The sequence below is a fragment of the Neorhizobium sp. AL 9.2.2 genome (assembly GCF_013317225.1).
In the GTDB taxonomy this organism is placed as follows: domain Bacteria; phylum Pseudomonadota; class Alphaproteobacteria; order Rhizobiales; family Rhizobiaceae; genus Neorhizobium; species Neorhizobium soli.
In genome coordinates this window covers 1-26,422 of the sequence record NZ_JAALXU010000006.1, presented here as the reverse complement: position 1 = coordinate 26,422, position 26,422 = coordinate 1, and the positions used below count along the sequence as shown (strand labels likewise).

Sequence of the window (26,422 nt, the reverse complement as noted above, 5' to 3'; positions counted from 1 at the left end):
AGACAGTCCCGAATTTCTCACTTCTTCATGACGGGACACTGCCTTGCTGGGTTACACGATCAAGCGGCTCCTGCAGATGGTGCTGGTACTCTTTTGCGTATCAATCATCGTCTTCCTGATGATGAGCTTTACCGGCGATCCCGTCTTCATGGTGATCCCGATCGATTCCACCACCGCCGAGATTGAACAGGCCCGCCGCCTTCTGGGTCTCGACCAGTCCCTGCTGAGCCAATACTTCATCTTCCTCGGCAACATGCTGCAGGGCGACTTCGGGCGCTCCTATGTGTTCCGCCAGCCGGCCATGGACCTCATCCTGGAGCGCCTGCCGGCAACGATCGAAATGGTGCTGGTGGCGATCATGCTGGCAACCGTGATCGCCGTGCCGCTCGGTGTTTATGCAGGCGCCAATCCGAACAATCCGGTGTCTCGCGGCATCATGGCAGGCTCGCTGCTTGGCATTTCCCTACCTGGCTTCTGGGTGGGCATGATGCTGATCTTCTTCTTCTCCGTCCGCTACCAGTTTCTGCCCTCGTCTGGACGCGGCGATACGGTCGAAATCCTCGGCATGCGCATATCCATCTTCACGGCGGACGGCTGGTCGCACATCATCCTGCCGTCCGCCACACTGGCGCTTGCCACCCTCGCGATCATGCTGCGCATGACCCGTGCGGGCATGATGGAGGTGATGCGGCAGGATTATATGCGGTTCGCCCGCGCGAAAGGCGCCTCTCGCCAGAACATCCTGTTCAGGCACGGGCTCAAGAACGCCCTCATTCCGGTCGTCACGATCTTCGGCCTCCAGCTGGGTGACCTCATCGCCTTTGCAACAATCACCGAAACAATTTTCGCATGGCCAGGCACAGGCAAGCTGCTGATCGACTCGATCTACCGCGGCGATCGCCCCGTCATCGTCGTCTACCTGATGCTGACAGCCTTCATCTTCGTTGCCATCAATTTTGTCGTCGACATCGTCTACACGCTGATCGACCCGCGCATTACCGTGAAGTGAGGATCGCATGACCGGGTTCTTCTCTTCGGAATTCTTCTTTCACTACCGCCGAAATCTGCCGGCGGTCTTCGGCAGCGCACTGCTCGCCTTCTTCGCCCTGCTTGCGACCCTCGGACCACTTCTCGTGTCCCAGGACCCCTACGACGTTTCACAGCTGGAACTGATGGACAGCTTCAAGCCGCCGGTATGGCTGGAGGGTGGCGAGAGCAGATATCTGCTCGGGACGGATGGGCAGGGCCGCGACGTGCTCGCATCCATCGTATACGGCGCGCGGATCTCCGCCTTCATCGGCCTGGCCGCCATGATCTTCTCCTGCGTGATCGGGACGGCACTCGGCCTGATCTCGGGCTACTATGGCGGCATCGTCGACAGCATCATCATGCGCATCGCTGACATCCAGCTGTCGTTTCCCTCCATGCTGATTGCGCTCTTCCTGATGTCGGCCTTCGGGACCGGCATCGGCATGGTTCTGATCGCGCTCACCGCTGTCGGCTGGGTGGTTTACGCCCGCACCGTTCGCGGATCGACATTGAGCGAGATCCAGAAGGAATACATCCAGGCGGCCAAGGTGGCGGGCCTTGGAAACGGCGAGATCATCCTGCGCCACGTGCTGCCGAACGTCATGACGCCGCTCATCGTGGTTGCCACGATCCAGGTCGGCACCTTCATTCTGATCGAAGCTTCGCTGAGTTTCCTCGGTGTCGGCGTTCCGATCACCGAGCCTTCGCTAGGCCTGCTCGTCAAGGAGGGGTTCGATGTCCTTTTCTCGGGCATCTGGTGGACCTCTGCCTTTCCCGGGCTGTTCATCATGTTCCTCGTCTTCGGCATCAACCTGTTCGGCGACTTCCTGCGGGACGAACTCAATCCACGCCTGAGATGACGAAGGAGACGGTGACCATGGGTGAAGCACTTCTCGAAGTCCGGGATCTGAAAACGCATTTCCATACATTCGGCGGCGTGGTGAAAGCCGTGGACGGCGTCAGCTTCGACGTCCGCCCGGGCGAGGTGGTCGGGCTCGTCGGTGAGTCCGGCGGCGGCAAATCCGTGATTGGCTTTTCCATTCTCGGCCTGATCGACCTGCCCGGACGGATCGAAGCCGGCAATATCCTCTTTGCCGGCAAAGATCTGACGCGCATGAGCGAGGACCAGATGCGCGCGGTGCGCGGCGGCGAGATCGCGATGGTGTTCCAGGACCCCATGACGTCGCTCAACCCAGTCTACACGGTCGGACGCCAGATGGACGAAATGCTGCGCTTGCATACGGATCTCGATCAGAAAGCGCGACGTGCGCGCTGCATCGAGATGCTCGAGGATGTCGGCATCTCGGAGGCCGCCAGCCGCCTCGACGCCTACCCGCACCAGTTTTCTGGCGGTATGCGCCAGCGCGTTGTCATCGCCATTGCGCTGCTGGCTGGTTCCCGGCTGATCATAGCGGACGAACCCACCACGGCCCTTGATGTCACGGTCCAGGCCCAGATCTTGAAGCTCATGCGTCGCCAGATCGTCGAGCGCGGAGCGGCCATGATCCTTGTGACGCACGATCTCGCCGTTGTCTCCGAAATGGCGGACCGGGTCGTCGTGCTTTATTGCGGCAAGGTCGTGGAAAGGGGGCTTACGAGCAAGATCATCCAGTCGCCTGCCCATCCCTATACCCGCGGGCTCCTGGACAGCATTCCGAAGATCACCGATCGCCGGGCACGCCTCAGTCAGATCCCAGGCACCGTACCGGACATTCGCACGCTCGGCCAAGGATGCAGCTTCAGGGACCGGTGCTTCCGGGCCCAGGCCATCTGTTCGGCAGAAACGCCGGCGCTCACCCCCGTGCGCGGCTCGCTCGAAGCAGCCTGCCACTTTCCGCTGGAGGAGACGGCCTAATGACGACCCCCGTGCTCGATGTTCGAGGCCTGGTCAAAGCCTTTCCTGTGGGAGGTCTTTTCGATCGGCTACAGTTCGGAAAGGGAAAGCTCCTCGCTCCCCAGAAACAATTGCGAGCGGTGAATGGTGTCGACCTGTCGATTGCGCCTGGCGAGGTCATGGCCTTGGTGGGCGAATCCGGTTGCGGCAAGTCGACCGTGGCAAAGACGATTGCCAGGATTTACGAGCCGACCGCAGGCGAGATCCGGATCGACGGAGAAGACATTTCCCGCATGCAATTTCGCGAAATGCGTCCGATCCGCCGCAAGCTGCAGATGATCTTCCAGGATCCTTATGCCTCTCTCGACCCGCGGCAGCGGGTCAGGGACATCGTGATGGAGCCAAGACGCGCTCAGGCCGAGGGCAAACTCAGCCGACGCGAACTCCATGACGAGGCCATTGCACTTCTGGCAAAGGTCGGCCTCAATTCCGAACAGGCCGGCCGCTACCCGCATCAGTTTTCAGGAGGTCAACGGCAGCGGATCGGCATCGCACGCGCATTGTCGGTCCGGCCAAAGATCATCATTGCCGACGAGCCCGTCTCGGCGCTCGACGTCTCGATCCAGGCGCAGATCCTCAATCTGATGATGGACCTGCGCGACGAGTTCGGCCTATCCTATCTGTTCGTCTCGCATGACCTTTCGGTGGTTCATCACATCGCCGACCGTATCGGGGTCATGTATCTCGGCTTCATGGTTGAGACGGCCAGCCGTGATCAGTTGTTCAGTCAGCCGAAACATCCCTACACGCAGGTTCTGCTTTCGGCCGCGCCGACCATCGACAAGTCCCTTGCAAAACCGAAGATTGAGATCGTCGGCGAAGTGCCAAGCGCACTGCGGCTGCCCTCCGGCTGCTGTTTCAGAACCCGGTGCCCCATGGCCTTTGATCGCTGCGCGATCGAGCGTCCCGTACTAAAGCCCCAACCGGATGGGAGCGCTGTTGCATGCCACCTCCATGATCGGAATGATGCCGAAAGGAAAAGCCAGTGAATTCGCCCGCCGTCATTGTTCAACCCCGCCTCGCCCTCGAAGATCCGCACGACTGCACCGATGCGAACGACATGCTGGCTGTCTTCGATGCACTGTTCGACGGGCTTGTGCGCTATGGCAAGGATGGCGGCTACGTGCCAGCACTCGCAAGCTCTTGGGATGCCACCCCGGATGCGCGACAATGGACTTTTCGGCTGAGGGAAGGCTTGAGATTTCACGATGGCAGCCCCTGCGATGCGGCAGCCGTCTGCCAATCCCTGACGCGCATGGCCCATCCCGACAAAGGCTACACACTCGGTGCGCCCGGGGTCTGGCATCAGTATCTTGGTGACGCGGAGATCGAGGCGATCAATCCCCTGACCGTCGCGATCCGCCTCTCGAAGCCGATCGCCGATCTCCTCGACATCTTGGTTTACGGCTACGTGGTTGCTCCCTCAGCACTGGACCGCTACGAGGCGGGAGATACATCGCAGCCAGTCGGTACAGGCCCGTATTGCCTGGTTTCCTACAAACCCGGTCGCGCCCTGCACCTCCAGCGTTTCGAAGGCTGGCATGGCGAGCGACCAGCCAATGCTGAACTGACCTTCCGCTTGGAGCCGAACCGGGAAGCACGACTGCAAATGTTGATCTCCGGCCAGGCGCAGGTGGCAAACAGCCTCGACTACGAAGCATCTGAAGCGCTAAAAGACACAGGCCACCATACGCGGGTGACATCACTCGTCCCGGTCGCCATCATCTACCTCTTCAATGCCTTCAAGGGACCGCTCAAGGACAGCCGCGTTCGCCGCGCCCTTAACCTGGCGATCGACCGCCAGGCCTTGATTGATCGGGTGGTCGCAGGTGCAGCAAAGCCACTGACCGGCTTCGTCAGCCCCGTGCATTTCGGCAGCATGCCATCGAAGGATCTGCGCCCTGATCTGGATCAGGCAAAAAGGCTGCTCGAAGAAGCTGGATTTGCCGAGGGTCTGACCATTGAGGTTGACAGCCCGACACGCCTGCCCGATGAAGCCGAGGCCCTGACGGCGGCTCTTGCGGAGCAGCTCGCCCCAATCGGTGTGACGCTGAACGTTCACCGCCACACAGACCGCGAAGCCTATGCGCATGGTGTCCGCTTGAAGCAGGTGCGCGACATGTGCGTTTTCGATTCAAGCCCCTTGAGCACCTTCCGCATCCTCGCCGAAAAAATCGATCAAAGGGCTAAGGGCTCCTGGTGGCTGGGCTTTCACAATGCCGAAGCCGAAGACTTGCTCGACGCGGGGCGGGCAACTGTTGATCCGAGTGAACGTGAGAAGATCTTCGTAAAGGCCTTTCACGCGCTGCAAGTGGATCCTCCATGGCTATATCTCTACAATCCATTGAGGGTGACAGGCCTGTCCGGGTCCTGGCCGGACTGGCGCATGCGTCAGGATTGCGTGCTCGACGTGACTCGGCTCCCTAATTTCCAATCCGGGAAACCAGCACCATGAGGCGCGTCGATCTGATCATCAGCGGCGGAACCATCCTCACCATGGACGGGAGTCGCCGCGTTCTCGACCAGGGTGCGGTCGCGGTTCTCGACGATCGCATTGTCGCGATCGGGCACGCGGACGAGATCGCGAAAGAATACCAGGCCGAGCGCCATATCAACGCCAACGGCAAGGTGGTCATGCCCGGGATGATCGACGTCCATGCCCATGCAGGCCATGGTCTGATCAAAACCATGGGCATGGAGCAAGGCAATCATTGGGAAGAGATCTGCAACGCGGCCTATACCGTCGGCTCGACACCGGAATTCTGGTTCGCAGAAGCACGGCTTGCAGCCCTTGAGCGGCTGCGCTTCGGCGTCACCACCGGCGTTTCGCTTCTTGGTGGCGGCGATACGATCATGCGCACGGATGATGTCGCCTACGGAAATGCCCACTGCGAGGGAGTAAGCGCAGTCGGCACGCGCTCAGTGGTCGCCGTCGGACCGACACGCCCCCCGCATCCGCGAACCTATGCATCCTGGCAAGACGGCAAGGCGTCAGAACGACCTGTAACCTTCGAGGAGCAGTTTGCCGTCAGCCGGAAACTGCTGGACCTGTGGCATGGGCGCGGACGCCTGAAGATCGCTTTGCTCACCCCTGTCCTGCGTGACGAACATCAGCGCGGCATGTCGACCGCAGACTACGAAGCCGCGATCGCCCAGACTAAGGCCGTGCGGGCGCTCTCGCGCGACGCGGGCGTGGTGTTCACCCAAGATGGTCATTGGAAGGGCTCCGTTTCCCGCGCCGAAAAGCTCGGAATTCTCGGACCGGACGCGCTGTTGTCTCATGCCATCGACATCACGCCAGAAGAGATCCGCATTATTGCCGATACCGGCGCCCGCATCGCCCATAACCCAAGCGCCATCGCCTCCATCCTTGGCCGGTGCCCGGCGATCGAATTGATCGAGGCAGGTGCAGTGGTCGCGATCGGCTCCGATGCAACCGCGCCGGACCGATCGGCGGACATGTTCCGGCACATGCAGCAATGCATGCACTATCACCGCACGCATTTCCGCGATCCCTCGGTCCTGCCTCCGGGCAAGGCCCTCGAAATGGTGACGATCGATGCAGCGACTGCCCTCGGGCTCGATCGGGACCTCGGATCCCTCGAAGTCGGCAAGAAGGCCGATATCGTGGTGGTCGACATGAAGCGCCCCCACTTAGCGCCCTTCCAGATGCCCATCTTCCGCCTTGCTTACTTCGCCAATGGCAATGACGTCGACACCGTCGTGACCGACGGGCAGATCCTGCTTGAAGGTGGCCGCCCTCTGCTGACCGACCTCGACGAGGTCATTGCAGAGGCCGACAGGCAAGCCCGGTTGCTCATCGAGCGCATGGGCCTCGAAAAAATGATCGGCCAGCCGGAAGGCTTTTTTGGCCATGCAAGATATCCAAAACATCAAGGAGACAGCCAATGATGAGGCTGAATGAAGAGGCAAAAGGCGTCTATGTTATTGCCCTGACCCCTTTCACGGATACGGGTGATCTAGATCTGGAAAGCACGGACCGCATGGTCGATTTCTACCTTGAGCGCGGTGCGACGGGACTGACCGTGCTTGGGATGATGGGGGAAGCGCAAAAGCTCACCATCGAGGAAGCGCATACCTATGTGCGACGTATCCTTCACAGGGTCGACAGCCGCGTGCCGGTTGTTGCGGGCGTCTCTGCTGCAGGCTTTGCCCAGATGCAGGTCTTGACCTCAATGGTGATGGACGACGGTGCGGCAGGCGTGATGATTGCTCCGCCATCGTCGCTGCGCAACGATCAGCAGATCGTCAGCTACTACAAGCAGGCGGCGGAGTTCATCGGTGATACGCCGTTCGTGCTGCAGGATTTTCCGCTTGTTACGAGCGTCACCATACCCGTTTCCGTCATCCAGACGATCATCGACCAGATCCCGACCTGCGTTTGCCTGAAACACGAGGATTGGCCGGGACTTGCAAAGATCACGGCTCTGCGCACGCAGGCGCAGACCAACGGTACCCGCCGCATTTCGATCCTGTGCGGCAATGGCGGCGTTTTCCTACCCGAGGAGATGGCGCGCGGGGCAGACGGCGCCATGACCGGCTTTGCTTATCCGGAGATGATGCGCGACGTCGTCCTCCACCATGAGAGCGGCGATGCCGAGCGCGCCCAGGACATCTTCGACGCCTATCTCCCCCTCGCCCGTTACGAACAGCAACCGGGCCTTGGCCTCTCCATCCGGAAATACATCATGGCGAAACGTGGCGCGATCGCGACGCCGACACTGCGCAAGCCGGGAGGAGCCCTTTCTCCCGCCGATGTCAGCGAGATCGAGCGCCTCGTCGCGCGGCAGGACAGAAGACTGAAGGAGCTCGGCTGATGGAACTCGGCTTGAAAAACAAAACGGCTCTCGTGATAGGTGCAAGCCGCGGACTGGGTGCCGCGATCGCCCGCGGGCTCGCCGAAGAGGGGGTGACAGTCCATGCCGCTGCCCGCAACACCTCGGCCATCTCGGAGTGGGCTTCCAAGCTCGCACCGACGTCAGGTACCGTAATCCCACTCCAGCTCGATCTCTCCGACATCGACAGCGTGAATGAGACAATTGCCTCTCTTGTTGCGGCAGGGGGTGTCGACATCCTCGTCAACAATTCTGGCGGCCCGCCTCCGGCTGCAGCCGTGGATGCAAAACGGACGGACTGGCTCAATCATTTCGAGACGATGGCCGCCAACATCTTCCATCTGACCACCGGTCTTTTGCCCGGTATGCGACAAAGACGCTGGGGGCGGATCATATCGGTCGCCTCCTCAGGGGTGGAGCAGCCGATCGCCAGGCTGGCGCTGTCCAACGGTATTCGCTCGGCCCTGATCGGCTGGTCGAAGACGCTTGCTGCGGAAGTGGCCACAGACGGCGTTACCGTGAACGTCCTTCTTCCGGGGCGCATTCACACACAAAGGGTGGACGAACTCGATGCAGCCGCAGCCAGCCGCTTAGCCAAGACTGTCGAGGAGGTCGCCGCCGAATCCGCAGCCGGCATTCCGGCAGGACGCTATGGGCGACCGGAGGAATTTGCCGCCGTTGCCGTCTTCCTAGCCTCCGAGCCAGCCTCCTATGTGACGGGAAGCAAGATCCGCGTGGATGGCGGGGCCATCAGATCCGTCTGAAGCCGGATTAAGCAAAACGGACGCACATCCAATAGGTCCGTCCGAAACTCCCTCGCCCTGAGCACGACGTGCCATCGGACATGCAAGGCCTCGCCAGATCGATGGATCAGGCGCCAGAATCCGCCATCTCCACATTGTAGTAGGTTTTTGTACGCGGGCCCGTGATGGTGGGATCAAGGAGGCGGACGCATTCCAAGTAGTGCGCGGTCTTGCGGTGCTCATCAAGCGGCCCTGCGGACTTGAATACCTCGGAAATCACTAAGCTGTGGGGGCGCAGAAGCGGATAGCCTTGGGTTGTGGGGTTACGGAAGGACCCGCCCGATCTCTGCCGGACTGGCGTGCCGCGCAAGTCCCAAAACGTCAGCGTCCTTCAGCTCAGGAAGCGTTTCAAAGCCTTTGCTACTTTCAATGCTCGAAGATCTATGCGCGTACATTTGCCCAAAACGATTTGACAGGAAGGCGCCAAGTCTGATCTCTTCCTGCCGGACAAACCCGGACGCCGGCAGTTGACCTTCAGCCAGCAAATCGAGCACCGCGGAAATACCTGCAGCGGTGGTGATCTGGATGGCGCTCATCCTGTGGCCTGCCACCGTCCCAGCATAGATCTTGTTGGCATAGGTCTCCTGAAGATATCGCCCGTCCCTCCAGCCGCAAACGGTAACGAAGATCACGACGACATCCTGATTGGTCGCTGGTAGAGCGTTCTCGAAAAGGTCCTTCAGCACGTCACGGCGGTTGCGCAAATTGAAATCGTTGAGAAGAGCCTTCACGATCGCCTGATGACCCGGATAGCGGATGGTGCGATAGTTCATTGTCCGCACTTTGCCCTCGAGGGTCTTTGCCAAGGTCCCGAGACCACCAGAGGTATTAAACGCTTCGTAGGTCACTCCGTCGAGCGAAAACTCCTCCCGCTCCTCCATTGCAGGAACCGAGATTAAGCGCCCCTCAACTACAGCCTCGCAGGGCTCGATGTACTCATTGATCAGGCCGTCCGTGCTCCAGGTAAGATTGTAGTTGAGAGCGTTTGATGGATACTGCGGCAATGCGCCTACACGCATTCGCACGCTGTCGAGCGTATCAAACCGGCCTGCAAGATCGGCCGCGACAATAGAGATGAAGCCGGGTGCAAGACCACATTGAGGAATCAGTGCAGACTTTGCTTGCTCAGCGAGGCTTTCTACCCTCCGAGTGGTTGTCACGTCTTCCGTCAGATCGAGATAGTGAGTACCTGCGTCAACTGCAGCTTTCGCCACGAGACCGGTTAAATGGAAAGGTGCAGCAGACAAGACTGCAAATTTGCCCGTGAGAAGAGATACGAGACTGGTGTGATCTTTGATATCGATGAGGGACGTTGTGATCCCGCCAAGTGAATTGAAGCCTGCGAGTTGAGCATCATTCGCATCGGACAATGTGACTTGATAATCCTTCGTGGCTGCCAACATGCGAGCAACCGCGCCGCCAATTTTTCCTGCGCCGACAATAACGATCTGCTTCATTTGAACCCATGCCTCCGAATTCGCTGTCAGACAGACACTCTTATGTGGCACCTCCGATTCATAGCGGCGAAATCGACTAAATACGCTATCAATTTGTGCAAATCGATTTGAGGCTCTGTACGAAATGCAAGTGACTGCGAAAGATCGCGAGCTTCTTGGCCTGCTCGCTGAAAATGCCCGAATGCCTGTGGCAACACTGGCAAGGCGGCTGGGGCTATCGCGCACCACCGTGCAAGCCCGTTTGGACAGGCTGGAAAGAGAAGGCGTCATCGCAGGCTATTCCGTGCGGCTCTCGGACGAGTATCTTTCAGGGCTGATCCGCGCCCATGTGCTGATCACCATTGCCCCGAAAGCACTTGCTGCCGTTACTGTAGAACTTGAAGCGATACAGGAAGTCCGATCACTGCATTCGGTAAATGGGCTCTACGATCTGATTGCCGTTATCGCCTCGCCGTCCATCGCCCATCTGGACCGGCTGATTGACCTTATTGGGGAACTGCCTGGCGTGGAGCGCACGCTTTCCTCCATCATCCTCTCCGACCGGATTGTACGTTCAAGATGTGGCGTGCAGAGAACGCTACGACCCTTGCCTGACCCCTAAACCGGGCCGGGTTCGCCGGAGGCTCCAACTTCTGAGAAAGTGGAGCGTGTTATTTTCCACTGAGAGCTGACCCGGCATTTCCACCGAGAAGTGACCCGCCTTAGGTATCGTTCGTATTGGTTGTGGTGGTCAAGTTCCTGCGTTTTTCCTTTGCCGTTTTGGGCTCATGAGCTGAGCTGTTCTTGAAGCGAAAGCTGTCGTTTCCTGTTTCCAGGATGTGGCAGTGATGGGTAAGCCGGTCGAGCAGCGCGGTCATCATCTTGGCGTCGCCGAAGACGCTCGCCCATTCGCTGAAGCTCAGGGTTGGTCGTGATAATGACGCTGATGTGCTCATAGAGCTTGCTCAGCAAGTGGAAGAGCAGTGCGCCGCCTGAAGCGCTGAAGGGCAGGTAGCCAAGCTCGTCGAGAATGACGAGATCGGAATGTGTCAGACGGTTGGCGATCTGGCCTGGACGTCCCTGAGCTTTCTCTTGTTCCAGAGCGTTGACGAGTTCCACGGTCGAGAAGAACCGAACTCGCTTATGGTGATGTTCGATGGCCTGGACACCGATCGCAGTCGCGATATGCGTCTTGCCCGTGCCGGGACCGCCGACCAGGACGATGTTGTTGGCGTTGTCGAGGAAGTCGCAGCGATGTAGCTGCTGCACGAGGGCCTCGTTGATCTCGCTGCTGGCGATGTCGAAGCCATTCAAATCACGGTAGGCCGGGAAGCGTGCCGACTTGAGCGGATAGGCTGTCGATCGGACCTCTCGTTCCGCGGTCTCCGCATTCAAAAGCTGGGAGAGGATCGGAATGGCAGCCTCGAACGCCGGCGATCCCTGCTCGGTCAAATCACCCACGGCATGGGCCATGCCATGCATCTTCAACTGTCGCAGCATGATGACGATCGCGCCGCTTGCCGGGTTATGACGCATGGCGAACCTCCGTCTTTCTCAGGGTATCGTATCGTTCGACATTGGCTTTGGGCTCGTTGGTAAGCGTCAGTGCCTGAGGTGCGTCGAGGGTCGGCGGCGTGAAGGTTTTGCCGTCCACGAGGCGATGTAGCAGGTTCAGGACATGCGTCTTGGTCGGAACACCGGACTTCAGCGCCATGTCGACGGCCGACAGCACTGCTTGTTCGTCGTGCTGGAGCACAAGGGCCAGGATATCGACCATCTCGCGGTCGCCGCCGGGCTTCTTGAGGAGATATTGTTGCAACGTCCGGAAGGCTTCGGGAAGTTCAACGAATGGAGCACCGTTGCGAAGAGCACCGGGTTTACGCTGCACCACCGCCAGATAGTGACGCCAGTCATAGATGGTCTGTCCTGGCCGATCATGGGAACGATCGATGACGCGACGGTGCTCGCAGACGATCTGGCCTTCTGTGGCGACCACGACACGATCCGGATAGACCCGGAGGCTCACCGGTCGATTGGCGAAGGATGCTGGAACGCTGTAGCGATTGCGCTCCAGATGCACGAGGCAGGTGGGCGTGACCCGCTTCGTAATTCGACGAACCCGTCGAACATCCTGGAGAGCGGCATGAGAGCTGGGACTTCCTCAGACCAGATGTCGGCAATAGTGCCACGCAACTGACCGTGGAGTGTCTTCGCCCAGAATTCCTTGCATCGAACCTCAAGCCAATCGTTCAATGCCTCCAGCGATGGAAAGCGTGGAATCGGTTGAAAGAAGCGATGCCGTGCGTCCTGAACGTTCTTCTCGACCTGTCCCTTCTCCCAGCCGGAAGCCGGATTGCAGAACTCGGGCTCGAACACATAATGGCTGGCCATCGCCATGAAGCGGACGTTGACGTCGCGCTCTTTGCCACAACCGACCTTATCGATCGCCGTGCGCATGTTGTCGTAGATGCCGCGACCAGGAAAGATGCGGAATGCATGATTGTGGGCATCGAACAGCATCTCGTGCGTCTGCAGCAGATAGGCCCGTACAATGAAGGCCCTGGAGTAGCTCAGCTTGGTGTGAGCGACCTGCAGCTTCGTGCGCTCATTGCCAATGATCGCCCAGTCCTCCGACCAGTCGAACTGGAACGCTTCGCCGGGTTCGAACGCCAGTGGAACGAAGGTGCCACGGCCAGTCGTCTGCAATTCCCGTTGTCGATCATCGCGCCATTCGCGAGCAAATGCCGCCACGCGATTATAGGACCCCTCGTAGCCCAGGCTGACCAAGTCAGCATGCAACTGCCTCATCGTCCGCTTCTGCTTGCGGCCCTTCTTGGATTCCGTCTTCAGCCAGGCCGATAGTCGATCCGCAAAAGGATCGAGTTTGCTCGGCCGCTCCGGGACAGCGAACTTCGGCTCTACGCCATCAGAACGCAGATATTTGCGGATGGTATTCCGGGATAAGCCGGTCCTGCGACAAATCTCCCGGATCGATAAATGCTCTCGAAAATGCCAGCGCCGGATCACGCTCAGTAACGCCATGTCGATCACTCCAAGCCCCCGCTGAAAACACGCAGGGGACGGTTGAAACATGGGTCAATTCTCAATGGAAATAGAAGGCTGCGCCGGGTCAACTTTCAGTGGAAATCAACAATCGCACATCAAATACCACATTCCGTTAAGTTGACGATACCATCTCGCCTTCGTAGGCCTTGCCGAGCGCCAGCATTTCCGGTGTTCCAATCAGCTCATTCAGGCCGTTGAAATCGAACATGCGATTGCCGAACGGCGCGTTGGAGCCGAAGCTGGCGAGCGAGGCGTAATATTCGGTCGCCGTCCGCGCCATGGCACGCACGATGCCGCCCGGGAATATGACGATCTGGAAACCGAGCTGGTTGAGTTCGGTGGCGCTATGGATCGGAGTCGTGCCGCCCTCCACCATGTTGGCGACGAGCGGCCTGACTCCCTTCATACCCGAGGCGATCGAACCCAATTGGTCGCCCGATTTCGGTGCCTCGATGAACAGCACGTCGGCGCCGGCCTTGGCATAAAGGTGCGCCCTTTCGAGCGCCCGCTCGATACCTTCCATCTGCAACGCGTCGGTCCGGGCTATGATCAGCGTGTCTTCGCTTGCCCGCGCATCGACGGCTGCCCTGATCTTGCCGACCATCTCGGCGGCCGGAATCACCGACTTGTCGTTCAGGTGGCCACAGCGCTTTGGCGTCGTCTGGTCTTCCAGCTGGATGCCCTGCGCGCCCATCTTCTCGAACAGCCGGACGGTGCGCTGCACATTGAGCGCATTGCCATACCCGGTGTCTGCATCGACGATCACCGGGGTGGCCACACGATCGCAGATCGTCGCGATTCGGTCGGCGACTTCCGTCATCGACACTAGGCCAATATCCGGCCGGCCAAGATGGGTATAGGCTATCGCCGCGCCGCTTAGATAAAGTGCCTTGAAACCGGCATCCGTGGCAATCGAGGCCGTCAATGCGTCGAACACGCCCGGCGCTACGATCGCGCCGCCGCCTTCAAGTAAACCGCGCAGGGTCATGGTTCATTCCTTGTCGTTTCTCTTCCGGCCTCTGCGGGCCGTGTCATGGGTGTCGAGGGAGCTTGGCATCGCGCTTGAAACAAGCAGGCGGGGGGCAGTGCCGCCAGCGCCAAGACCCGCTCTTAACCTATCTTATTTTTAATACAAATTTGATATAGGAGGCCTGCCAGATCGCGTCAATGGCGACCATCTGCGACCTCCGCGCCGATCTGGACTGCCCGCAACAGGCCCTTATGGGCTGCATCCTCGCATCACGGTTTCATCACCTCTTCGCGGATCTCATGCAGGTTCCGCTGCACCCGCCGGTCGACCGTCAGGTGGAGGATTTCCGGTCTGGCGTAGTGGCCGGCCGTATCGGCAAGCACCTTCGCACCGAGGATCTGGTCGAGATCCACTTCGGCGGTGATCAGCTTTTCTTCGAGACCGACATGCGGACCAGCGAGTGTCATTCCGTTCGGTCCGTAGATGGTCGAAGACCCGCCGCCGACCTTCAATACCGCCTGCGGCCCGAGGGCCTTCTCGATCGTCTCCAGATAGTCCTGGGTGACCGGGTTCTGCGCCACGACCACGAAACACTGGCCGGTGATCGCGTGGGCGCGCATGATCGCATCTACTGTCATGTCATAGGCAGCGCCTCGCCCGACCAAGGGCGCGAAGGTGGGCCAGCTGGCGCAGTGGATTTGCATGCGTTGGTCGATCAGCGCCTGGCGTGCCAGGTTCAGCATATGCTCATAGCAGATCAGGCCGCCGACGCGGCCGACAGGCGTGTCGAACACCTGAAGCGTTGAGCCATCACCCTGACCCCAGAGCATACGTTCGGCAAAGGTCGGCTGCAACTTACGGTGCTTGCCGACGATCCGCCCGTCCTTGCCAATGAAGACCTGAGCATTGTACATCGTCGCCCCGTCCCGCTCGCTTATTCCGAGCACGACGAAGACGCCAGCCTTCGCCGCAGCCTCGCAGACGGGCGCCAGGTCGTCGCCGACGAGGTCCACCGACTGGGAAAGGTAACGGAGATGGATGCCGTGCTGATCGCCCGGCGGGTAGAGGTTGATCCAGTAAGGAAAGCCGGGAACGAAGGTTTCGGGAAAACAAAGCAGCGACACGTCTTGCTGGCCCGCCTTGGCAATAAGATCGGCAGCCTTGGCAATCGAGGCCTGCTTGTCGAGCAGAACCGAAGCGGCATGCGCCGCGGCAAGCTTTACCTTCATCCAGGTCTCTCTCATATGTTCTACATCTAGAACATATCAATATCAGATTCACTAGCCGATGTTAAGAAAACACTCGGACGGCATGACCAAGTGCAGCTTGCCGAGGGCTAAATCCTGTGCATATTGTTATAGCATTCATAACGGGACGGGACTTGGCATGACCAGTAGGGGCGTTATTGACGCGGTAGTGAACATCTGGACCGAGGAAGCGCTAAAAGGCCGCCCGGACCGCAAAGAGTTTTACACCGGCAAGGTGAAGGTCGAGAGCGGCACGTTCGATGGCGTATCGCTGGAACAAATGCTTTATCGCATGGACGAGGCCGGCATCGAGCGCTCGATGCTGGTCGCCGCCAAGGTCGGCTCGGCAGATCACCGCGCCTGCTACCACGTCCCCTATTCGCTGGTAGCGGAAGCCGTCCAGAAATATCCTGACAGGTTTCTTGGTCTTGCGGGCGTCGATCCAACCGAAGGCATGCGGGGCGTACGCGAGTTGGAAAAGGCGGTGCGCGAATACGGCTTTATCGGCGCGCATCTTTATCCGCATTGGTTCGAACTGGCGCCCGACCATGCACGCTATTATCCCTTCTATGCGAAATGCGTCGAACTCGACGTGCCGATCCAGCTGCAGGTAGGCCAGTCGCTGATTTACGACAAGAGCTTTCCACGCCGCAGCGTCGGTCGGCCAATCACGCTCGATTCGGTCGCCTGCGATTTCCCGGAGCTGAAGCTGATCGGAATCCATATCGGTATCCCTTGGACAGACGAGATGATCGCCATGGCCTGGAAACACGAGAATGTCTTCATCGGCACGGATGCACATTCGCCGCGCTACTGGCCGCAGTCGCTGATCCACTACATCAACACATACGGCCAGGATAAGGTAATCTTCGGCACCGATTTCCCAGTCCTCGACTTCCAGGAAACCATAAAACAGATCGACGAGCTCGATCTCAGGCCGGGCCCGAAGCAAAAGCTCCTACGCGAAAATACGCTGCGCATCTACGGTCTCGACAAGTGATGAACCTTGCCGAGGCCATCGAGGTCAACGCCAAGGGGCGCCCGGACCATGTCGCCCTGATCGAGAAGGGCCGTCAGCTCACCTATCGCGAACTGGCGGATGAGGTCCGGCTTTCGGCCGGCCGCCTTACGGCAAAGGGCGTTAGCGCCGGCGATGTCGTTGGTCTCTGCCTCGGCGACACTATCGACCACATGGTCTTCATCTATGCGATCGCCCGGATCGGCGCGGTGATCCTGCCGATGGACGTGCGCTGGACGGATGCCGAAAAGACCCGGCTGGTCGAGCATTTCGGTGCTCGCCTGGTGATTGCCGAAGAGGGCGCTGCACCGCTCGGCGCAATTGAAACGCTAGCCATCGCGGATCTGCCGCCGGCCTCCGAAATGCAGGACAAGGAAGTATTTCAGGCGGTGGAAATCCCGCTCCTGCTGTCGCTTTCATCCGGTACAACCGGCCGGCCCAAGGGGCCAAGGATCAGTCACTACCAAATGCTGCGGCGTTTCTGGACGCACTGGATCAATCTCGGCCTCAACAGCACAGATCGATACGTGTCGGCGACCCCGCTCTATTTTGGCGGCGGTCGGACCTTCGCAATGTCGGTGCTCTTTGCCGGCGGTACGGTCATCTTGTTTCCGCCGCCCTTCGATGCGTCCGAACTTTGCGCCGAACTTTTACGTGTCTCGGCTACCAGCACCTTTCTTGTGCCGACGCAGATCCGCAAGCTGCTCATCCATGACAGCGACGGCCTGGATCCGGTTCGCGCGCTGCGTCTGCTGATTTCCAGCGGCGCTCCGCTCGATGCCGACGAGCGGGTGGCGATTGACGCGCTGTGTGTCAATTTCATCGAATACTATGCTTCGACAGAAGGCGGCGGCGTATCGATCGGCACCCGCGACACGCGGTTGTTGCAGCCGAATTCCGTCGGCCGCCCGGTTTTCGGCGTCGATGTCGAAGTGGTCGACGAGGATCACCTGCCGCTCCCCCCCGACATGATCGGCCGCCTGCGTTATCGCGGGCCCGGCGTCGCGAGCGGTTATTTCAACGAAGCGGATGTCGGCCAGGATACGTTCCGAGACGGCTGGTTCTATCCGGGCGACCTCGCCGAGATCGACGTGGCGGGGCATGTCCTGCTGCGCGGTCGCTCCAAGGACCTGATTATCCGCGGTGGGATCAACATCTATCCGGGTGAAATCGAGATGATCTTGCGCGAACATCCGGCCATCAGCGAGGCGGCCGTGGTCGGCTGGCCGTCTTCCCGGCTCGGCGAGGAGATCGCCGCCTTCGTGGTAGCGCCGGCGCCGATTGATGAAGCCGACCTGAGGGCCTGGTGCGCCGAGCGGCTGGCGCCCTACAAGCTGCCGAAAACTTTCCTGCAGATCGGCGACCTTCCCCGAAACAGCGCGGGCAAGGTGCTCAAGGTTTCGCTCGCCTCAAAGCTTCAGCCGCTGTGAGCTAGAAATGTGAGATAAGACGATGACCGACCGCTTCCATAAATTGGCGCAGTTCTTTTCCGAAGCGGTCGAGGCGGGAGACATTCCCGGCGCTCATCTGAGCGTGCTTTACCGCGGCGAACGCTTCGAATGGATGGGCGGGTATCGCGACCGCGCGGCCGGCCTGCCGCTGAGGGGCGATACGCTGTTCCGGGTCGCGTCGATGACCAAGATGGTGACATCGGTCGCGGCGATGACGTTTGTGGAGGCCGGCAAGCTCGACCTCAGCGACCCCATATCCCGCTTCTTTCCAACGCTTGCCGATCTAAAGGTTGGCGTCACCAGGCGGGACGCAGACGGCACGGCGAGCCTCGTGCTCGAACCCGCCGGTCGGCAGATGACTGTCCATGATCTGCTGCGGCATACATCGGGCCTCACCTACGGACAGTTCTCCGATTCTTTAGTGCAGAAAGCCTATCGCGAGGCAGGCATTTCGGCCCACGAACAGAGCCGCGACGACATCATCGACAAGCTTGCCGGCTTGCCGCTTGCCTTCCGGCCCGGTACGACTTTCGAATACGGCATGTCTACCGACGTACTAGGGTGGGTGCTGGAAAAGCTCGCCGACCGTGACCTTGAGGACGTAGTTGCCCACACCATCACCGGTCCGCTCGGCATGACGTCGTCGTGGTTCCGGCCACCGCAGCTCCGGCTAGCTAACATAGCCCAGTCGCAGATCGATCCCTTGACCGGCGAGGTTCCGGTTCTCGGGTCTCGCGATTTTTACGAGGCCGGCTGGCTTTCGGGCGGTCACGGACTGTTCTCGACCGCCAGCGATTTCACTCGTTTTGCTGGGATGCTGCGGGGTCGCGGCACGCTGGACGGCGCCCGCCTCGTTTCGCCGCAGACATTCACCTGGATGGTCAGCAACCATCTGTCGCCCGATTGCGCTTATGGTCCTGACATCGAATCCTTCGGACCGCTGGCGCCGACGCCCGCCAACGGCCAGGGTTTCGGCCTCGGTTTTGCCATTCGCCTTGATGACGGCCGCAACCCTTTGCCGGGTTCAGCGGGCGATTTCTTCTGGTCCGGGCTTTCGGGAACCTATTGCTGGGTCGATCCCGCCCACGAGCTTGCCGGGCTACTGCTCATGCAGTCGCCGAACCGGCACGATCACTACCGCAGTGTCATCCGGCGTATGACCTATGCCGCACTTAACTGAGACCCGAGAGGCCCTTTCCTAGGGAGGCTTTCAGGGGCCAAACAACGACGAATTCGATCTTTTCTATTGCAAGAGAAACGGCTTCAACATAATGTTATGCCAATATAACATATAAGAAAAAACGAGGGTGACATGCCAGCTTCAAGGCCGTGGGCGGGGCAATCCCTACCGCGCACATCGACGGGTTTTTCATCACTGGTTGAGCGGCTGCCGCACCATATCAGCTGCGACGCGCTGCATGTGAATTTCCGCACTGACCCGGCGCTGGTCGCAAATTTCCTGCCGCCTGGCGTTGAGCCGCTCGAAAGTGGAGACGCTTGGGTGATGATCGCCGAAATGGCCAAGGTCAGCACCAGCAATCTAGACCAAATGTGGCAGGATCCGGCGCGATCCTCTTATAACGAATGCGTGCTCGGCTTCTATTGCCGGTTTGGCGAGAAGATCGGCCGCTACAGCGCGCTTGTCTGGGTGGATCGGGACTGGTCGCTCGGCATGGGTGCAATCTTCGGATGGGGCAAGCGGCTTGCCGCGGTCGACCGGACACGAGCGCAGCTCGCCAATCCGGCGCTGGCCGGCGAAACCCAACGCCTCGGCGGGACTGTGACCCGTTATGGTAGCGCAATCCTGCGCATGTCGGTGACTTTCGACGGCGAAGGGGAAACGCTGGCGGCGCTGCCCGGCCACGGCGGTTCGACTTTCCTCTACCGTTATATCGCCAGCCCCGGCCCGGAAATTCCGGAGGTCGAGCAACTGATGGAACTGTCCTTCACAAACGTCTCTATGCGCAACATCCGCGCCGGACAAGGTACGCTCGAATTCTTCGATGCGCCGAACGAAGAACTGAGTTCTCTCGGCAAAGTCGAGATCACCGGCGGATTTTCCTACCAGCGCGGTTGGACGACCGACCGGACTGCCACGCTGCTTCACGACTATGCGGGCAAGGAAAGAGGTTGAACTGCCTGGGAAGTGCTGACCAACAAGAGAGGGAACAATGCAGAAATTCGAGATAAACCGTCGTAATTTCCTGGTCGGGGCGCAGGCGCTGACTATCGGTGCTGCGTTGCCGGGCCTAAGCGTGCCCGGGATTGCCCACGCCGCCGACCTTACCAAGATGACCTACCTTACACCGTTCGGTTATATCGTAGGTTTCGCCGAGACGATGTATGCGGATACCGCCGGTATCTTCAAGAAGCACGGCCTCGACGTTACTGTCGAAGGCGGGCGCGGTTCTTCGATGGCGGTCCAGCAGGTCACTGCCGGAAATGCGCTCGTCTCGCGTACCGGCGGTACCGATCTGATCAAGGCCTATGCCAAGGATCCGTCGATTGTTGCGGTCGGCGAAATCTACCAGCGCGACATCTTCTACATGATCAGCTCCAAGGATGCGCCCATCCAGAAGCCGGAAGACATGGCCGGAAAGACGATTGGCATCGTTTCCGCCGCCGGTGCCACCGAAAACATCCTCGACATGATGCTGGCCGCCAAGGATGTTTCAAAAGACAGCGTCAAGCGCGAAGTCGTCGGCAATGCACCAGCCGCCTTTCAGCTGATAAAGCAAGGGCGCATCGCCGGCTTCATCGCCACCAACGATACGGCCTACCAGTTGCAGACCGCTGGCGAACCAGTTACTGCATGGTCGACCGACGATGTCGCCCTCTGCCCGGGCCAGGTTTACATGACCTCGAAGGCGCAGTTGAAGGAGAAGAAGGAAACCATCGCCAAGTTTATGGCGGCGGTCTACGAATCGCTTGGCGAGATGATAAACGCGAAGGATCTGTCGCCTGTCCTCGCCTCGGTCAGCGAGAAGTACCAGCTTGCTGAAGGCACCCGTCCCGACAAGGGCTTGGCAGTTCTCCAATACGCGTCCGACAACTATAAGCGTGCCCATACGGAAAAGCTCAAGTCGAACGCCGAAGCGTGGAAGTCGGCCTATGCGCTGATGGTCAAAGCCAAGCTCATTCCCGAACTGGCCGATCAGAACTTCTACGACGACTCTGCCCGCGAGATGGCATTCCTCTGATGCCTCAGGCGAGTTTGGGCGCCACTGCCACAGCCCTTATCGTCATCGATCTCCAGGTGTCGTTCTGCGACGCCGAGGGATCGATGGCGCGCCAGGGCCGGTCGATAGAGACGATGCGGGCCGCCGCTGAAAGATGCGACCTGTTGGCCGACAAGGCGCGTACGAGCGGCGCCACGGTGATCTGGACGCGCATGGTGTTTGCGCCGGACTATTCCGATGGTGGCGAGCTCACCGGTTCCATCCGGCCAGGGCTCGTAACGATCGGGGCGTTAAAACGCGGCAGCGGCGACGAGTGCCTCTCGGAAGTGGTGCATCCGCAAGCCGAGGACATCGTTCTCGACAAGACACGGTATTCCGCCCTGATCGGGACAGAACTGGAGGCGGTGCTGCGCAAGCGTTGCATCGAGCGCGTGCTGGTCGGCGGCGTGACGACCTCGATGTGTGTCGAGAGCACGGTGCGGGATCTTGGGCAGCGCGATTTCAAGACCTTTTTCGTCGCCGATTGTTGCGCCGATTTCGATCAAGCAAGGCACGAGGCGTCGCTTGCATCGATGGAATTCGGCTTTGCTAAACCGCTAAGCCTTACCGAGGCCGAGCATTTGCTGAATAGGACATCGAATGAGCGTGACTGAACAATCAGGCCTCGATCGCGCCAGCGCCACAGGCATTGGAACCAAGGGAGCAGGCATCAAGCTCAAGGGTGTCGAGCAACGCTACGGCGCGCCGTCGTCCTCCGTGCTCGCGCTGACGGGCGTTGACCTGGAGATCGGCAGGGGCGAGTTCCTGGTGCTGCTTGGTCCGTCCGGCTGTGGCAAGACCACCTTGTTGCGCATCGTCGCCGGCCTTCTGAAATCGACTGGCGGAACGGTGGAGATCGACGGCCAGCCGCTGTGGCTCAAGGACCGGCGGAACGACAAGGTCATGCAGGAACTCGGCGTCGTCTTCCAGGATGCCAACATGTTCCCCTGGCTAACGATCGAGGACAATATCGCCCTGCCCCTCAAACTACGCGGCGTCTCCAAGACCGAGAGGCGCAAGCGGGCAGGCGAACTTTGCGAGCTCGTCGGAATCAAGGGCTTCGAGAAACGCTGGCCCCGCGAGCTTTCCGGCGGCATGCGGCAAAGGGCGGCCATTGCCCGCGCCCTCAGCTGCCGGCCGCAGATCCTGCTGATGGACGAGCCCTTCGGAGCGCTCGACGCGATGACCCGTGAGCAGATGAACCTCGAACTGCAACGCATCTGGATGGAGAGCGGCTGCACCGTGGTACTTGTCACCCATTCGATCCGCGAGGCTGTTTTCTTGGCCGACCGGGTGCTGCTACTGTCGCCGCGGCCGGGCAAGATGGACACCTTGCGCAACATCGACATCCCGCGACCACGCAGCAGCTACGACCAGTCGACGCCGGAATTCCAAGCTTATGAGCTGGAACTGCGCAAGCGCCTCGATACGTTCGCCTGACCGCAGGAATAGGATTTCATCCCATGCCCAAATTCAACACTTCCTGGATCGCGACCCCTCTCGTCCTGATCGTCCTCGTCGCCATCTGGCACGGCTACGTGACAATCTTTTCGGTCTCACCTTTCATCCTGCCGTCACCGCTTGCTGTCTGGCAGGCCGTGTTGGTGCTGGTCGCCGATCCACGGACCTGGAGCCACACGCTCATCACGCTCTACGAGATCGTTTTTGGCTTCATCCTGGCTGTCATCATCGGTATCGTGTTCGGCGGCTTCCTCGGGAAGATCCGCTGGCTCGAACAAACACTCAACCCGCTGATCGTCGGCCTGCAGGTGATGCCCAAGGTGGCACTAATCCCGCTTTTCATCGTCTGGTTCGGTTTTGGCGTGACGTCGAAGATCGTGCTTGCCGCCGTCATTTCCTTCTTCCCAATCATGACCAACACCATCCTCGGCATTAAGTCGGTGGAAACGGGCCACCGCGATGTGATGCTGGCCCTCAATGCCAGCCGCTGGCAGACCTTCCGCGACGTCGAGTTGCCAAGCGCACTGCCCTTCATCCTGACCGGAATGGAAGTGGGCATCGTCCTTGCCACCATCGGCGCCATCGTCGGCGAATATCTAGGCGGCAGCCAAGGGCTTGGCTACATGGCGGTCGCAACGCTGAATGCCTTTGACGTGCAGTCGATGTTCGGCGTCATCCTGATCCTGACGGTGCTCGGACTGATTCTGTATTTCCTTGTCGTCATGCTGCGGCGGTACCTGACCCCGTGGCACGCTGCGGCCACACGCGATTGAAAAACGGAGGAAGGCAAGTGGCCTGCATCATTGACGTCTCGACAAATTTCAAGCCGCATACCCAGCTGAAACTTTACGACGTGCTCGGCATCGACCGCTCCAAGGCCCAGAAGCTCGACGCGGAAACCTATATCGCCGAGATGGACCGCAATGCCGTCACCATGACCGGCGTCATCGCCAACGTCGTGCAGAACGGCGTGAGGGGCGAACTGCTCGCCACCCATGTCGATGAAGTGTATCCGGTGCTGCAGAAACATCCGGACCGCTTCTTCGGCTGGTGCGGCATCAATCCGCTCGGCGGCATGGAAACACTGCGCTACATCGAATACGCGGTGAAGGAACTCGGATTCAAGGGCGTGCATGTCTATCCGCACTGGTTCGGCGTGCCGATCAACGACCGTACCTATTGGCCGATCTATGCCAAATGCTGCGAGCTTGAAGTTCCGATCACCCTACAGGTCGGCCGCCAGTCGCCGCGCTCGGGCGCCAAGCTCTGCGCCAAGCCGGAATGGCTGGAGGATGCGGCCTTCGACTTCCCAGAACTTACGCTGATCGGTCTTCATATTGGCGTGCCGTTCGACTGGGAAATGACCAGCGCGGCAATTTCGCACGAGAACGTCTACATCATCGCCGACGCGCATCCGCCGAGCACTTGGTCCCAGCATTTCATCGACTATGTTTCCAAGACCGGATTTGTTAATCGTGATGGAATACGCAAGGTCATGTGGGGCACGGACTGGCCTGTCCAGAACCTGACGAAATCGCTTGAAGAAGTCCGTGCGCTGGGCATCCCGCAGGAAGCTCTGGAAGGCCTGCTCGGCGAAAACGCCATCAGGATCCTGAAGCTCGACGTGACGGCGGAAAAGTAACAAGGACGGCCCGCAGGCCCGGACAAGCGTTCGTGGCTGCGGAACCTTGGCAGGAAGGATTTTAAATGGCAGACAGTCCGCTGGTGCGATCGGCCGGCGAAATTCCGACCCCGCTCTATCATCAGGTTCACTTAGTGCTGCGCGAACGCATCGAGCAGGGTTATTACGGGCCGAACGGCATGTTGCCGGCGGAGATGGAACTGGCGCGGGAATTCGACGTCTCTCGCATAACCGTTGCGCGCGCCATCAATGAGTTGGCGCAGCAGGGTTTCGTCGAGCGCCGGCGCGGTGCCGGCACCCGCATCGTCACCCGTGACCTGCCACCGCCAGTGCCTGCCAACATCGACGGACTGCTAGAGAACCTCGCGGACATGGGTAACCGCACCAAGGCCAAGGTGCTGGAATTCGGTTTCGTGCTGCCGCCGCTCGAAGCCCGGCAGGAACTCCAAGTCGGGCCGAACGAGCTTGTCCAGCGGGCAGTGCGCGTGCGCAGCCACAATGGCGAGCCATTTTCATATCTCACTAGTTTCGTGCCCGGTTACATCGGTCAACATTTGTCCGAGGAAGACATGAATGCTGGCTCGCTGATGAGCCTGTTCGAGAGACACGGCATCAAGATTGGCAGCGCGCGGCAAAGCTTCAGCGCAGCGCTCGCGGATCCCAAGATTGGCCAGGCGCTCGCCGTTCCGGTCGGTACACCGCTGCTCGCCATCACCCGCACCGTCCTGGACATAGAGGAGCGCGGGGTGGAATACATCCGCATCCTCTACCGCACCGACCGCTACCAGTATCGGATGACAATGGAGCGCGACAAGCAAGGCTCCTCGCGCTTCAAGACCGCGGCCGGCACGCAGATCAAGAACGGCGGCTGATCCGCCTGCCAAGTATCGTGGATTTGCAGTGAAAGCCTTTATCGTCTACGCCCATCCCGAGGCGAAGTCCTTCAATGCCGCGCTGAAGGATCGGGCAACAATGGTTCTGAAAGCGAGTACGATATGAAAAGTCAGGATTACAATATCCCTCGGCTTCACCGCCGACGCTCGATCCCGCGCGTCTTGGCTGCCCGGCGCGTGAGCAAACTCGTCGCCGCGGCCGTCGGCAGTTTGAAGTCCCCGTCACGATCCGCCAACGCGGATAAAGAGATCGAACAGTTGCTGGGCGATGAGATGCACGGCATCCCTTCCCGTTGAACGCGGACGTTGATCGCCATCATGCTCGATCCGAGCACGACGCGCCGGCGCCGCTCGAAGAGCTTTGGCCACACGAAGATGTTTGCCGGACTGGTCTCGTCCTCGATCGTCAGGAACATCCCACACTTGGCCGAACCGGGCATCTGATGGACGAGGACGAGGCCCGCGGCCATCAACCGACGGCCACCACCGAATTTCTTTGACAAAAATTAGAAGAGCGCGAGATGTTGCAACCTCAACGCTAAGGGGTTGGGCGATGTGCGATGATCTTGCGAATTCTGACATGCGTTACGGTTCTGCTGATGACGACCAGCAACGGCTGGGCGTGGGGGCCGAAGGGCCATGCCTTGGTAGGTGAGATTGCCGATGGCCAGTTGAACCCAAAAGCGAAAGCGCAGGTGTGCAGGCAATCTCGATCGAAACAACCGCGACATCAAATCGGCAATCGTACGTGGCCAATCGGAAGCAGCGGCGGGACCAGAACGGCTCCGTGGCGAGATCAAGTCGATCGAAGCCAAGCAAAAGGCGATCGGTGAAAAGATCCCCGAACGTCTCATGGCCGGACACGCCGCCATCCCGGCCTTGGATCACATGCTCGATGAACTGGAATATTAGGCTGACCGTGGCCGCGCAGTTGGCTGCAGTGCCTTCCTCGTCCGCGCCTGACGTGACCCATCCCCTTAATGTCGGCATGCTCAAGAGCGCGCTATCCGCCGTCAAGGCTATGGTGTCAACGCGGGAGAATGGGGTCGAGGAAGGCTGAATATCGATTGCTCGACAACTCGTGCAAAAGGTGGTGATCGCACCATCCGCCGATGGCAAGTCGGCTGAGTTGACGATCCATGGCCGCCTCGCGGCCATTCTGGCGGCGCAAGAAGCGTGGCGAGATGTCTCACGGGAACTACGCAGTGAACAATCGGCGGAGTTTGGCCGTAAGAGTTCCGCTGGCGAATTCAAGTCATTGGCGGACAAAACAAAATTCCTGCGCTGCGAAGCCTTGCTGGCCGAGCGCAAGCAGGAATGGATGCTGTTACACGTTTTGTTGGTTGCGGGGGCAGGATTTGAACCTGCGGCCTTCAGGTTATGAGCCTGACGAGCTACCGGGCTGCTCCACCCCGCGCCAAGCGAATTTGGCGTTGCC

The 26,422-nt window shown here is 59.8% G+C and carries 23 protein-coding genes, 1 tRNA gene and 3 pseudogenes; 20 read left to right on the top strand and 7 right to left on the bottom strand.

Translation table 11 applies throughout. The annotated features are described in order from the left end of the window. The first annotated feature begins 43 nt into the window (after window positions 1-43). Genes G6K99_RS14105 through G6K99_RS14070 form a run of 8 tightly spaced genes read left to right on the top strand, consistent with a single transcriptional unit; the run spans window position 44 to window position 8,543 of the window. Window positions 44-1,009 (top strand): ABC transporter permease, encoded by a 966-nt coding sequence (locus G6K99_RS14105; RefSeq protein ID WP_174196902.1) that lies wholly within the window; start codon window positions 44-46, stop codon window positions 1,007-1,009. Window positions 1,010-1,016: 7 nt separating this feature from the next. Next, complete coding sequence (locus G6K99_RS14100) at window positions 1,017-1,889, top strand: ABC transporter permease (RefSeq protein ID WP_174196901.1); 873 nt, start codon at window positions 1,017-1,019, stop codon at window positions 1,887-1,889. A gap of 17 nt (window positions 1,890-1,906) precedes the next feature. Then, entirely contained in the window at window positions 1,907-2,884 is a 978-nt protein-coding gene (locus G6K99_RS14095) for an ABC transporter ATP-binding protein (RefSeq protein WP_174196900.1), read from the top strand. Then, a complete protein-coding gene (locus G6K99_RS14090; protein WP_174196899.1) occupies window positions 2,884-3,912 on the top strand; it encodes an ABC transporter ATP-binding protein in 1,029 nt (342 codons plus the stop codon). Before G6K99_RS14095 ends, G6K99_RS14090 begins: the two co-directional genes overlap by 1 nt. Beyond that, window positions 3,909-5,378, top strand: coding sequence for an ABC transporter substrate-binding protein (locus G6K99_RS14085; RefSeq protein ID WP_174196898.1), 1,470 nt, complete (start codon window positions 3,909-3,911; stop codon window positions 5,376-5,378). Before G6K99_RS14090 ends, G6K99_RS14085 begins: the two co-directional genes overlap by 4 nt. Beyond that, window positions 5,375-6,835 carry an amidohydrolase family protein gene (locus G6K99_RS14080; RefSeq protein ID WP_174196897.1) on the top strand — a complete coding sequence of 487 codons (1,461 nt, stop codon included), beginning with the start codon at window positions 5,375-5,377 and terminating at the stop codon, window positions 6,833-6,835. The genes G6K99_RS14085 and G6K99_RS14080 overlap by 4 nt, the downstream gene beginning before the upstream one ends. Continuing rightward, complete coding sequence (locus G6K99_RS14075; RefSeq protein ID WP_174196896.1) at window positions 6,832-7,761, top strand: dihydrodipicolinate synthase family protein; 930 nt, start codon at window positions 6,832-6,834, stop codon at window positions 7,759-7,761. Before G6K99_RS14080 ends, G6K99_RS14075 begins: the two co-directional genes overlap by 4 nt. Continuing rightward, on the top strand, window positions 7,761-8,543 hold the full coding sequence (locus tag G6K99_RS14070; RefSeq protein ID WP_174196895.1) for an SDR family oxidoreductase: 783 nt from the start codon (window positions 7,761-7,763) through the stop codon (window positions 8,541-8,543). Before G6K99_RS14075 ends, G6K99_RS14070 begins: the two co-directional genes overlap by 1 nt. 302 nt (window positions 8,544-8,845) lie before the next feature. On the opposite strand, the gene G6K99_RS14065 is transcribed toward G6K99_RS14070, so the two are convergent. Then, window positions 8,846-10,039 (bottom strand): saccharopine dehydrogenase family protein, encoded by a 1,194-nt coding sequence (locus tag G6K99_RS14065; RefSeq protein WP_174196894.1) that lies wholly within the window; start codon window positions 10,037-10,039, stop codon window positions 8,846-8,848. Between the two features lie 124 nt (window positions 10,040-10,163). Between G6K99_RS14065 and G6K99_RS14060 the strand changes: the two genes are divergently transcribed. Continuing rightward, window positions 10,164-10,640, top strand: a complete 477-nt coding sequence (locus G6K99_RS14060) for an Lrp/AsnC family transcriptional regulator (RefSeq protein WP_174196893.1) — start codon at window positions 10,164-10,166, stop codon at window positions 10,638-10,640. A gap of 100 nt (window positions 10,641-10,740) precedes the next feature. Here the strand turns inward: G6K99_RS14060 and istB are convergent. The 4 genes and pseudogenes from istB to G6K99_RS14040 all read right to left on the bottom strand — a co-directional run bounded on the left by istB (window position 10,741) and on the right by G6K99_RS14040 (window position 15,283). Then, a pseudogene (gene istB / locus G6K99_RS14055) lies at window positions 10,741-11,554 on the bottom strand (IS21-like element helper ATPase IstB). Next, window positions 11,544-13,060: pseudogene (istA, locus tag G6K99_RS14050) on the bottom strand (IS21 family transposase). Before istA ends, istB begins: the two co-directional pseudogenes overlap by 11 nt. A gap of 136 nt (window positions 13,061-13,196) precedes the next feature. Next, complete coding sequence (locus G6K99_RS14045) at window positions 13,197-14,072, bottom strand: oxaloacetate decarboxylase (RefSeq protein ID WP_113110316.1); 876 nt, start codon at window positions 14,070-14,072, stop codon at window positions 13,197-13,199. 251 nt (window positions 14,073-14,323) lie between these two features. Then, a complete protein-coding gene (locus G6K99_RS14040; RefSeq protein ID WP_162728294.1) occupies window positions 14,324-15,283 on the bottom strand; it encodes a carbon-nitrogen hydrolase family protein in 960 nt (319 codons plus the stop codon). Between the two features lie 157 nt (window positions 15,284-15,440). Between G6K99_RS14040 and G6K99_RS14035 the strand changes: the two genes are divergently transcribed. The 10 genes from G6K99_RS14035 (at window position 15,441) to G6K99_RS13990 (ending at window position 24,963) form a co-directional block, all read left to right on the top strand. Continuing rightward, window positions 15,441-16,301: an amidohydrolase family protein gene (locus G6K99_RS14035; RefSeq protein WP_174196892.1), complete on the top strand. Its 861-nt coding sequence runs from the start codon at window positions 15,441-15,443 to the stop codon at window positions 16,299-16,301. Continuing rightward, window positions 16,301-17,749: a class I adenylate-forming enzyme family protein gene (locus G6K99_RS14030; protein WP_174196891.1), complete on the top strand. Its 1,449-nt coding sequence runs from the start codon at window positions 16,301-16,303 to the stop codon at window positions 17,747-17,749. Before G6K99_RS14035 ends, G6K99_RS14030 begins: the two co-directional genes overlap by 1 nt. 22 nt (window positions 17,750-17,771) lie before the next feature. Beyond that, complete coding sequence (locus tag G6K99_RS14025; RefSeq protein ID WP_174196890.1) at window positions 17,772-18,950, top strand: serine hydrolase; 1,179 nt, start codon at window positions 17,772-17,774, stop codon at window positions 18,948-18,950. Window positions 18,951-19,082: 132 nt separating this feature from the next. Then, the gene (locus tag G6K99_RS14020; protein WP_174196889.1) at window positions 19,083-19,904 is read left to right on the top strand and encodes an acetoacetate decarboxylase family protein; all 822 of its coding nucleotides are present in this window, start codon (window positions 19,083-19,085) and stop codon (window positions 19,902-19,904) included. Window positions 19,905-19,941: 37 nt separating this feature from the next. Then, window positions 19,942-20,970: an ABC transporter substrate-binding protein gene (locus tag G6K99_RS14015; protein WP_174197010.1), complete on the top strand. Its 1,029-nt coding sequence runs from the start codon at window positions 19,942-19,944 to the stop codon at window positions 20,968-20,970. Continuing rightward, on the top strand, window positions 20,970-21,602 hold the full coding sequence (locus G6K99_RS14010) for a cysteine hydrolase family protein (RefSeq protein ID WP_174196888.1): 633 nt from the start codon (window positions 20,970-20,972) through the stop codon (window positions 21,600-21,602). The genes G6K99_RS14015 and G6K99_RS14010 overlap by 1 nt, the downstream gene beginning before the upstream one ends. Beyond that, the gene (locus tag G6K99_RS14005; protein ID WP_174196887.1) at window positions 21,589-22,428 is read left to right on the top strand and encodes an ABC transporter ATP-binding protein; all 840 of its coding nucleotides are present in this window, start codon (window positions 21,589-21,591) and stop codon (window positions 22,426-22,428) included. The genes G6K99_RS14010 and G6K99_RS14005 overlap by 14 nt, the downstream gene beginning before the upstream one ends. Before the next feature lie 23 nt (window positions 22,429-22,451). Further along, entirely contained in the window at window positions 22,452-23,222 is a 771-nt protein-coding gene (locus tag G6K99_RS14000) for an ABC transporter permease (RefSeq protein ID WP_113110307.1), read from the top strand. 17 nt (window positions 23,223-23,239) lie between these two features. Further along, window positions 23,240-24,091, top strand: coding sequence for an amidohydrolase family protein (locus tag G6K99_RS13995; protein WP_174196886.1), 852 nt, complete (start codon window positions 23,240-23,242; stop codon window positions 24,089-24,091). 65 nt (window positions 24,092-24,156) lie between these two features. Then, window positions 24,157-24,963: a GntR family transcriptional regulator gene (locus G6K99_RS13990; protein WP_174196885.1), complete on the top strand. Its 807-nt coding sequence runs from the start codon at window positions 24,157-24,159 to the stop codon at window positions 24,961-24,963. A 45-nt stretch (window positions 24,964-25,008) separates the two neighbouring features. Here the strand turns inward: G6K99_RS13990 and G6K99_RS13985 are convergent. Then, a pseudogene (locus tag G6K99_RS13985) lies at window positions 25,009-25,466 on the bottom strand (hypothetical protein); the annotation flags it as partial. Between the two features lie 413 nt (window positions 25,467-25,879). On the opposite strand from G6K99_RS13985, the gene G6K99_RS13980 reads away from it, so the two are divergent. Further along, complete coding sequence (locus G6K99_RS13980; RefSeq protein WP_174196884.1) at window positions 25,880-26,044, top strand: hypothetical protein; 165 nt, start codon at window positions 25,880-25,882, stop codon at window positions 26,042-26,044. A gap of 280 nt (window positions 26,045-26,324) precedes the next feature. Here G6K99_RS13980 and G6K99_RS13975 read toward each other — a convergent pair. Beyond that, window positions 26,325-26,401: transfer RNA gene (locus G6K99_RS13975), tRNA-Met, on the bottom strand. Between the last annotated feature and the right edge of the window lie 21 nt (window positions 26,402-26,422).

Bases quoted from the DNA above. Each gene is read 5' to 3' on its own strand.
- G6K99_RS14100 (WP_174196901.1), top strand. From the start codon at position 1,017: ATGACCGGGTTCTTCTCTTCGGAATTCTTCTTTCACTACCGCCGAAAT.
- G6K99_RS14095 (WP_174196900.1), top strand. From the start codon at position 1,907: ATGGGTGAAGCACTTCTCGAAGTCCGGGATCTGAAAACGCATTTCCAT.
- G6K99_RS14090 (WP_174196899.1), top strand. From the start codon at position 2,884: ATGACGACCCCCGTGCTCGATGTTCGAGGCCTGGTCAAAGCCTTTCCT.
- G6K99_RS14080 (WP_174196897.1), top strand. From the start codon at position 5,375: ATGAGGCGCGTCGATCTGATCATCAGCGGCGGAACCATCCTCACCATG.
- G6K99_RS14075 (WP_174196896.1), top strand. From the start codon at position 6,832: ATGATGAGGCTGAATGAAGAGGCAAAAGGCGTCTATGTTATTGCCCTG.
- G6K99_RS14070 (WP_174196895.1), top strand. From the start codon at position 7,761: ATGGAACTCGGCTTGAAAAACAAAACGGCTCTCGTGATAGGTGCAAGC.
- G6K99_RS14065 (WP_174196894.1), bottom strand. From the start codon at position 10,039: ATGAAGCAGATCGTTATTGTCGGCGCAGGAAAAATTGGCGGCGCGGTT.
- G6K99_RS14060 (WP_174196893.1), top strand. From the start codon at position 10,164: ATGCAAGTGACTGCGAAAGATCGCGAGCTTCTTGGCCTGCTCGCTGAA.
- G6K99_RS14045 (WP_113110316.1), bottom strand. From the start codon at position 14,072: ATGACCCTGCGCGGTTTACTTGAAGGCGGCGGCGCGATCGTAGCGCCG.
- G6K99_RS14040 (WP_162728294.1), bottom strand. From the start codon at position 15,283: ATGAAGGTAAAGCTTGCCGCGGCGCATGCCGCTTCGGTTCTGCTCGAC.
- G6K99_RS14035 (WP_174196892.1), top strand. From the start codon at position 15,441: ATGACCAGTAGGGGCGTTATTGACGCGGTAGTGAACATCTGGACCGAG.
- G6K99_RS14030 (WP_174196891.1), top strand. From the start codon at position 16,301: ATGAACCTTGCCGAGGCCATCGAGGTCAACGCCAAGGGGCGCCCGGAC.
- G6K99_RS14025 (WP_174196890.1), top strand. From the start codon at position 17,772: ATGACCGACCGCTTCCATAAATTGGCGCAGTTCTTTTCCGAAGCGGTC.
- G6K99_RS14020 (WP_174196889.1), top strand. From the start codon at position 19,083: ATGCCAGCTTCAAGGCCGTGGGCGGGGCAATCCCTACCGCGCACATCG.
- G6K99_RS14015 (WP_174197010.1), top strand. From the start codon at position 19,942: ATGCAGAAATTCGAGATAAACCGTCGTAATTTCCTGGTCGGGGCGCAG.
- G6K99_RS14010 (WP_174196888.1), top strand. From the start codon at position 20,970: ATGCCTCAGGCGAGTTTGGGCGCCACTGCCACAGCCCTTATCGTCATC.
- G6K99_RS14005 (WP_174196887.1), top strand. From the start codon at position 21,589: ATGAGCGTGACTGAACAATCAGGCCTCGATCGCGCCAGCGCCACAGGC.
- G6K99_RS14000 (WP_113110307.1), top strand. From the start codon at position 22,452: ATGCCCAAATTCAACACTTCCTGGATCGCGACCCCTCTCGTCCTGATC.
- G6K99_RS13990 (WP_174196885.1), top strand. From the start codon at position 24,157: ATGGCAGACAGTCCGCTGGTGCGATCGGCCGGCGAAATTCCGACCCCG.
- G6K99_RS13980 (WP_174196884.1), top strand. From the start codon at position 25,880: ATGAACTGGAATATTAGGCTGACCGTGGCCGCGCAGTTGGCTGCAGTG.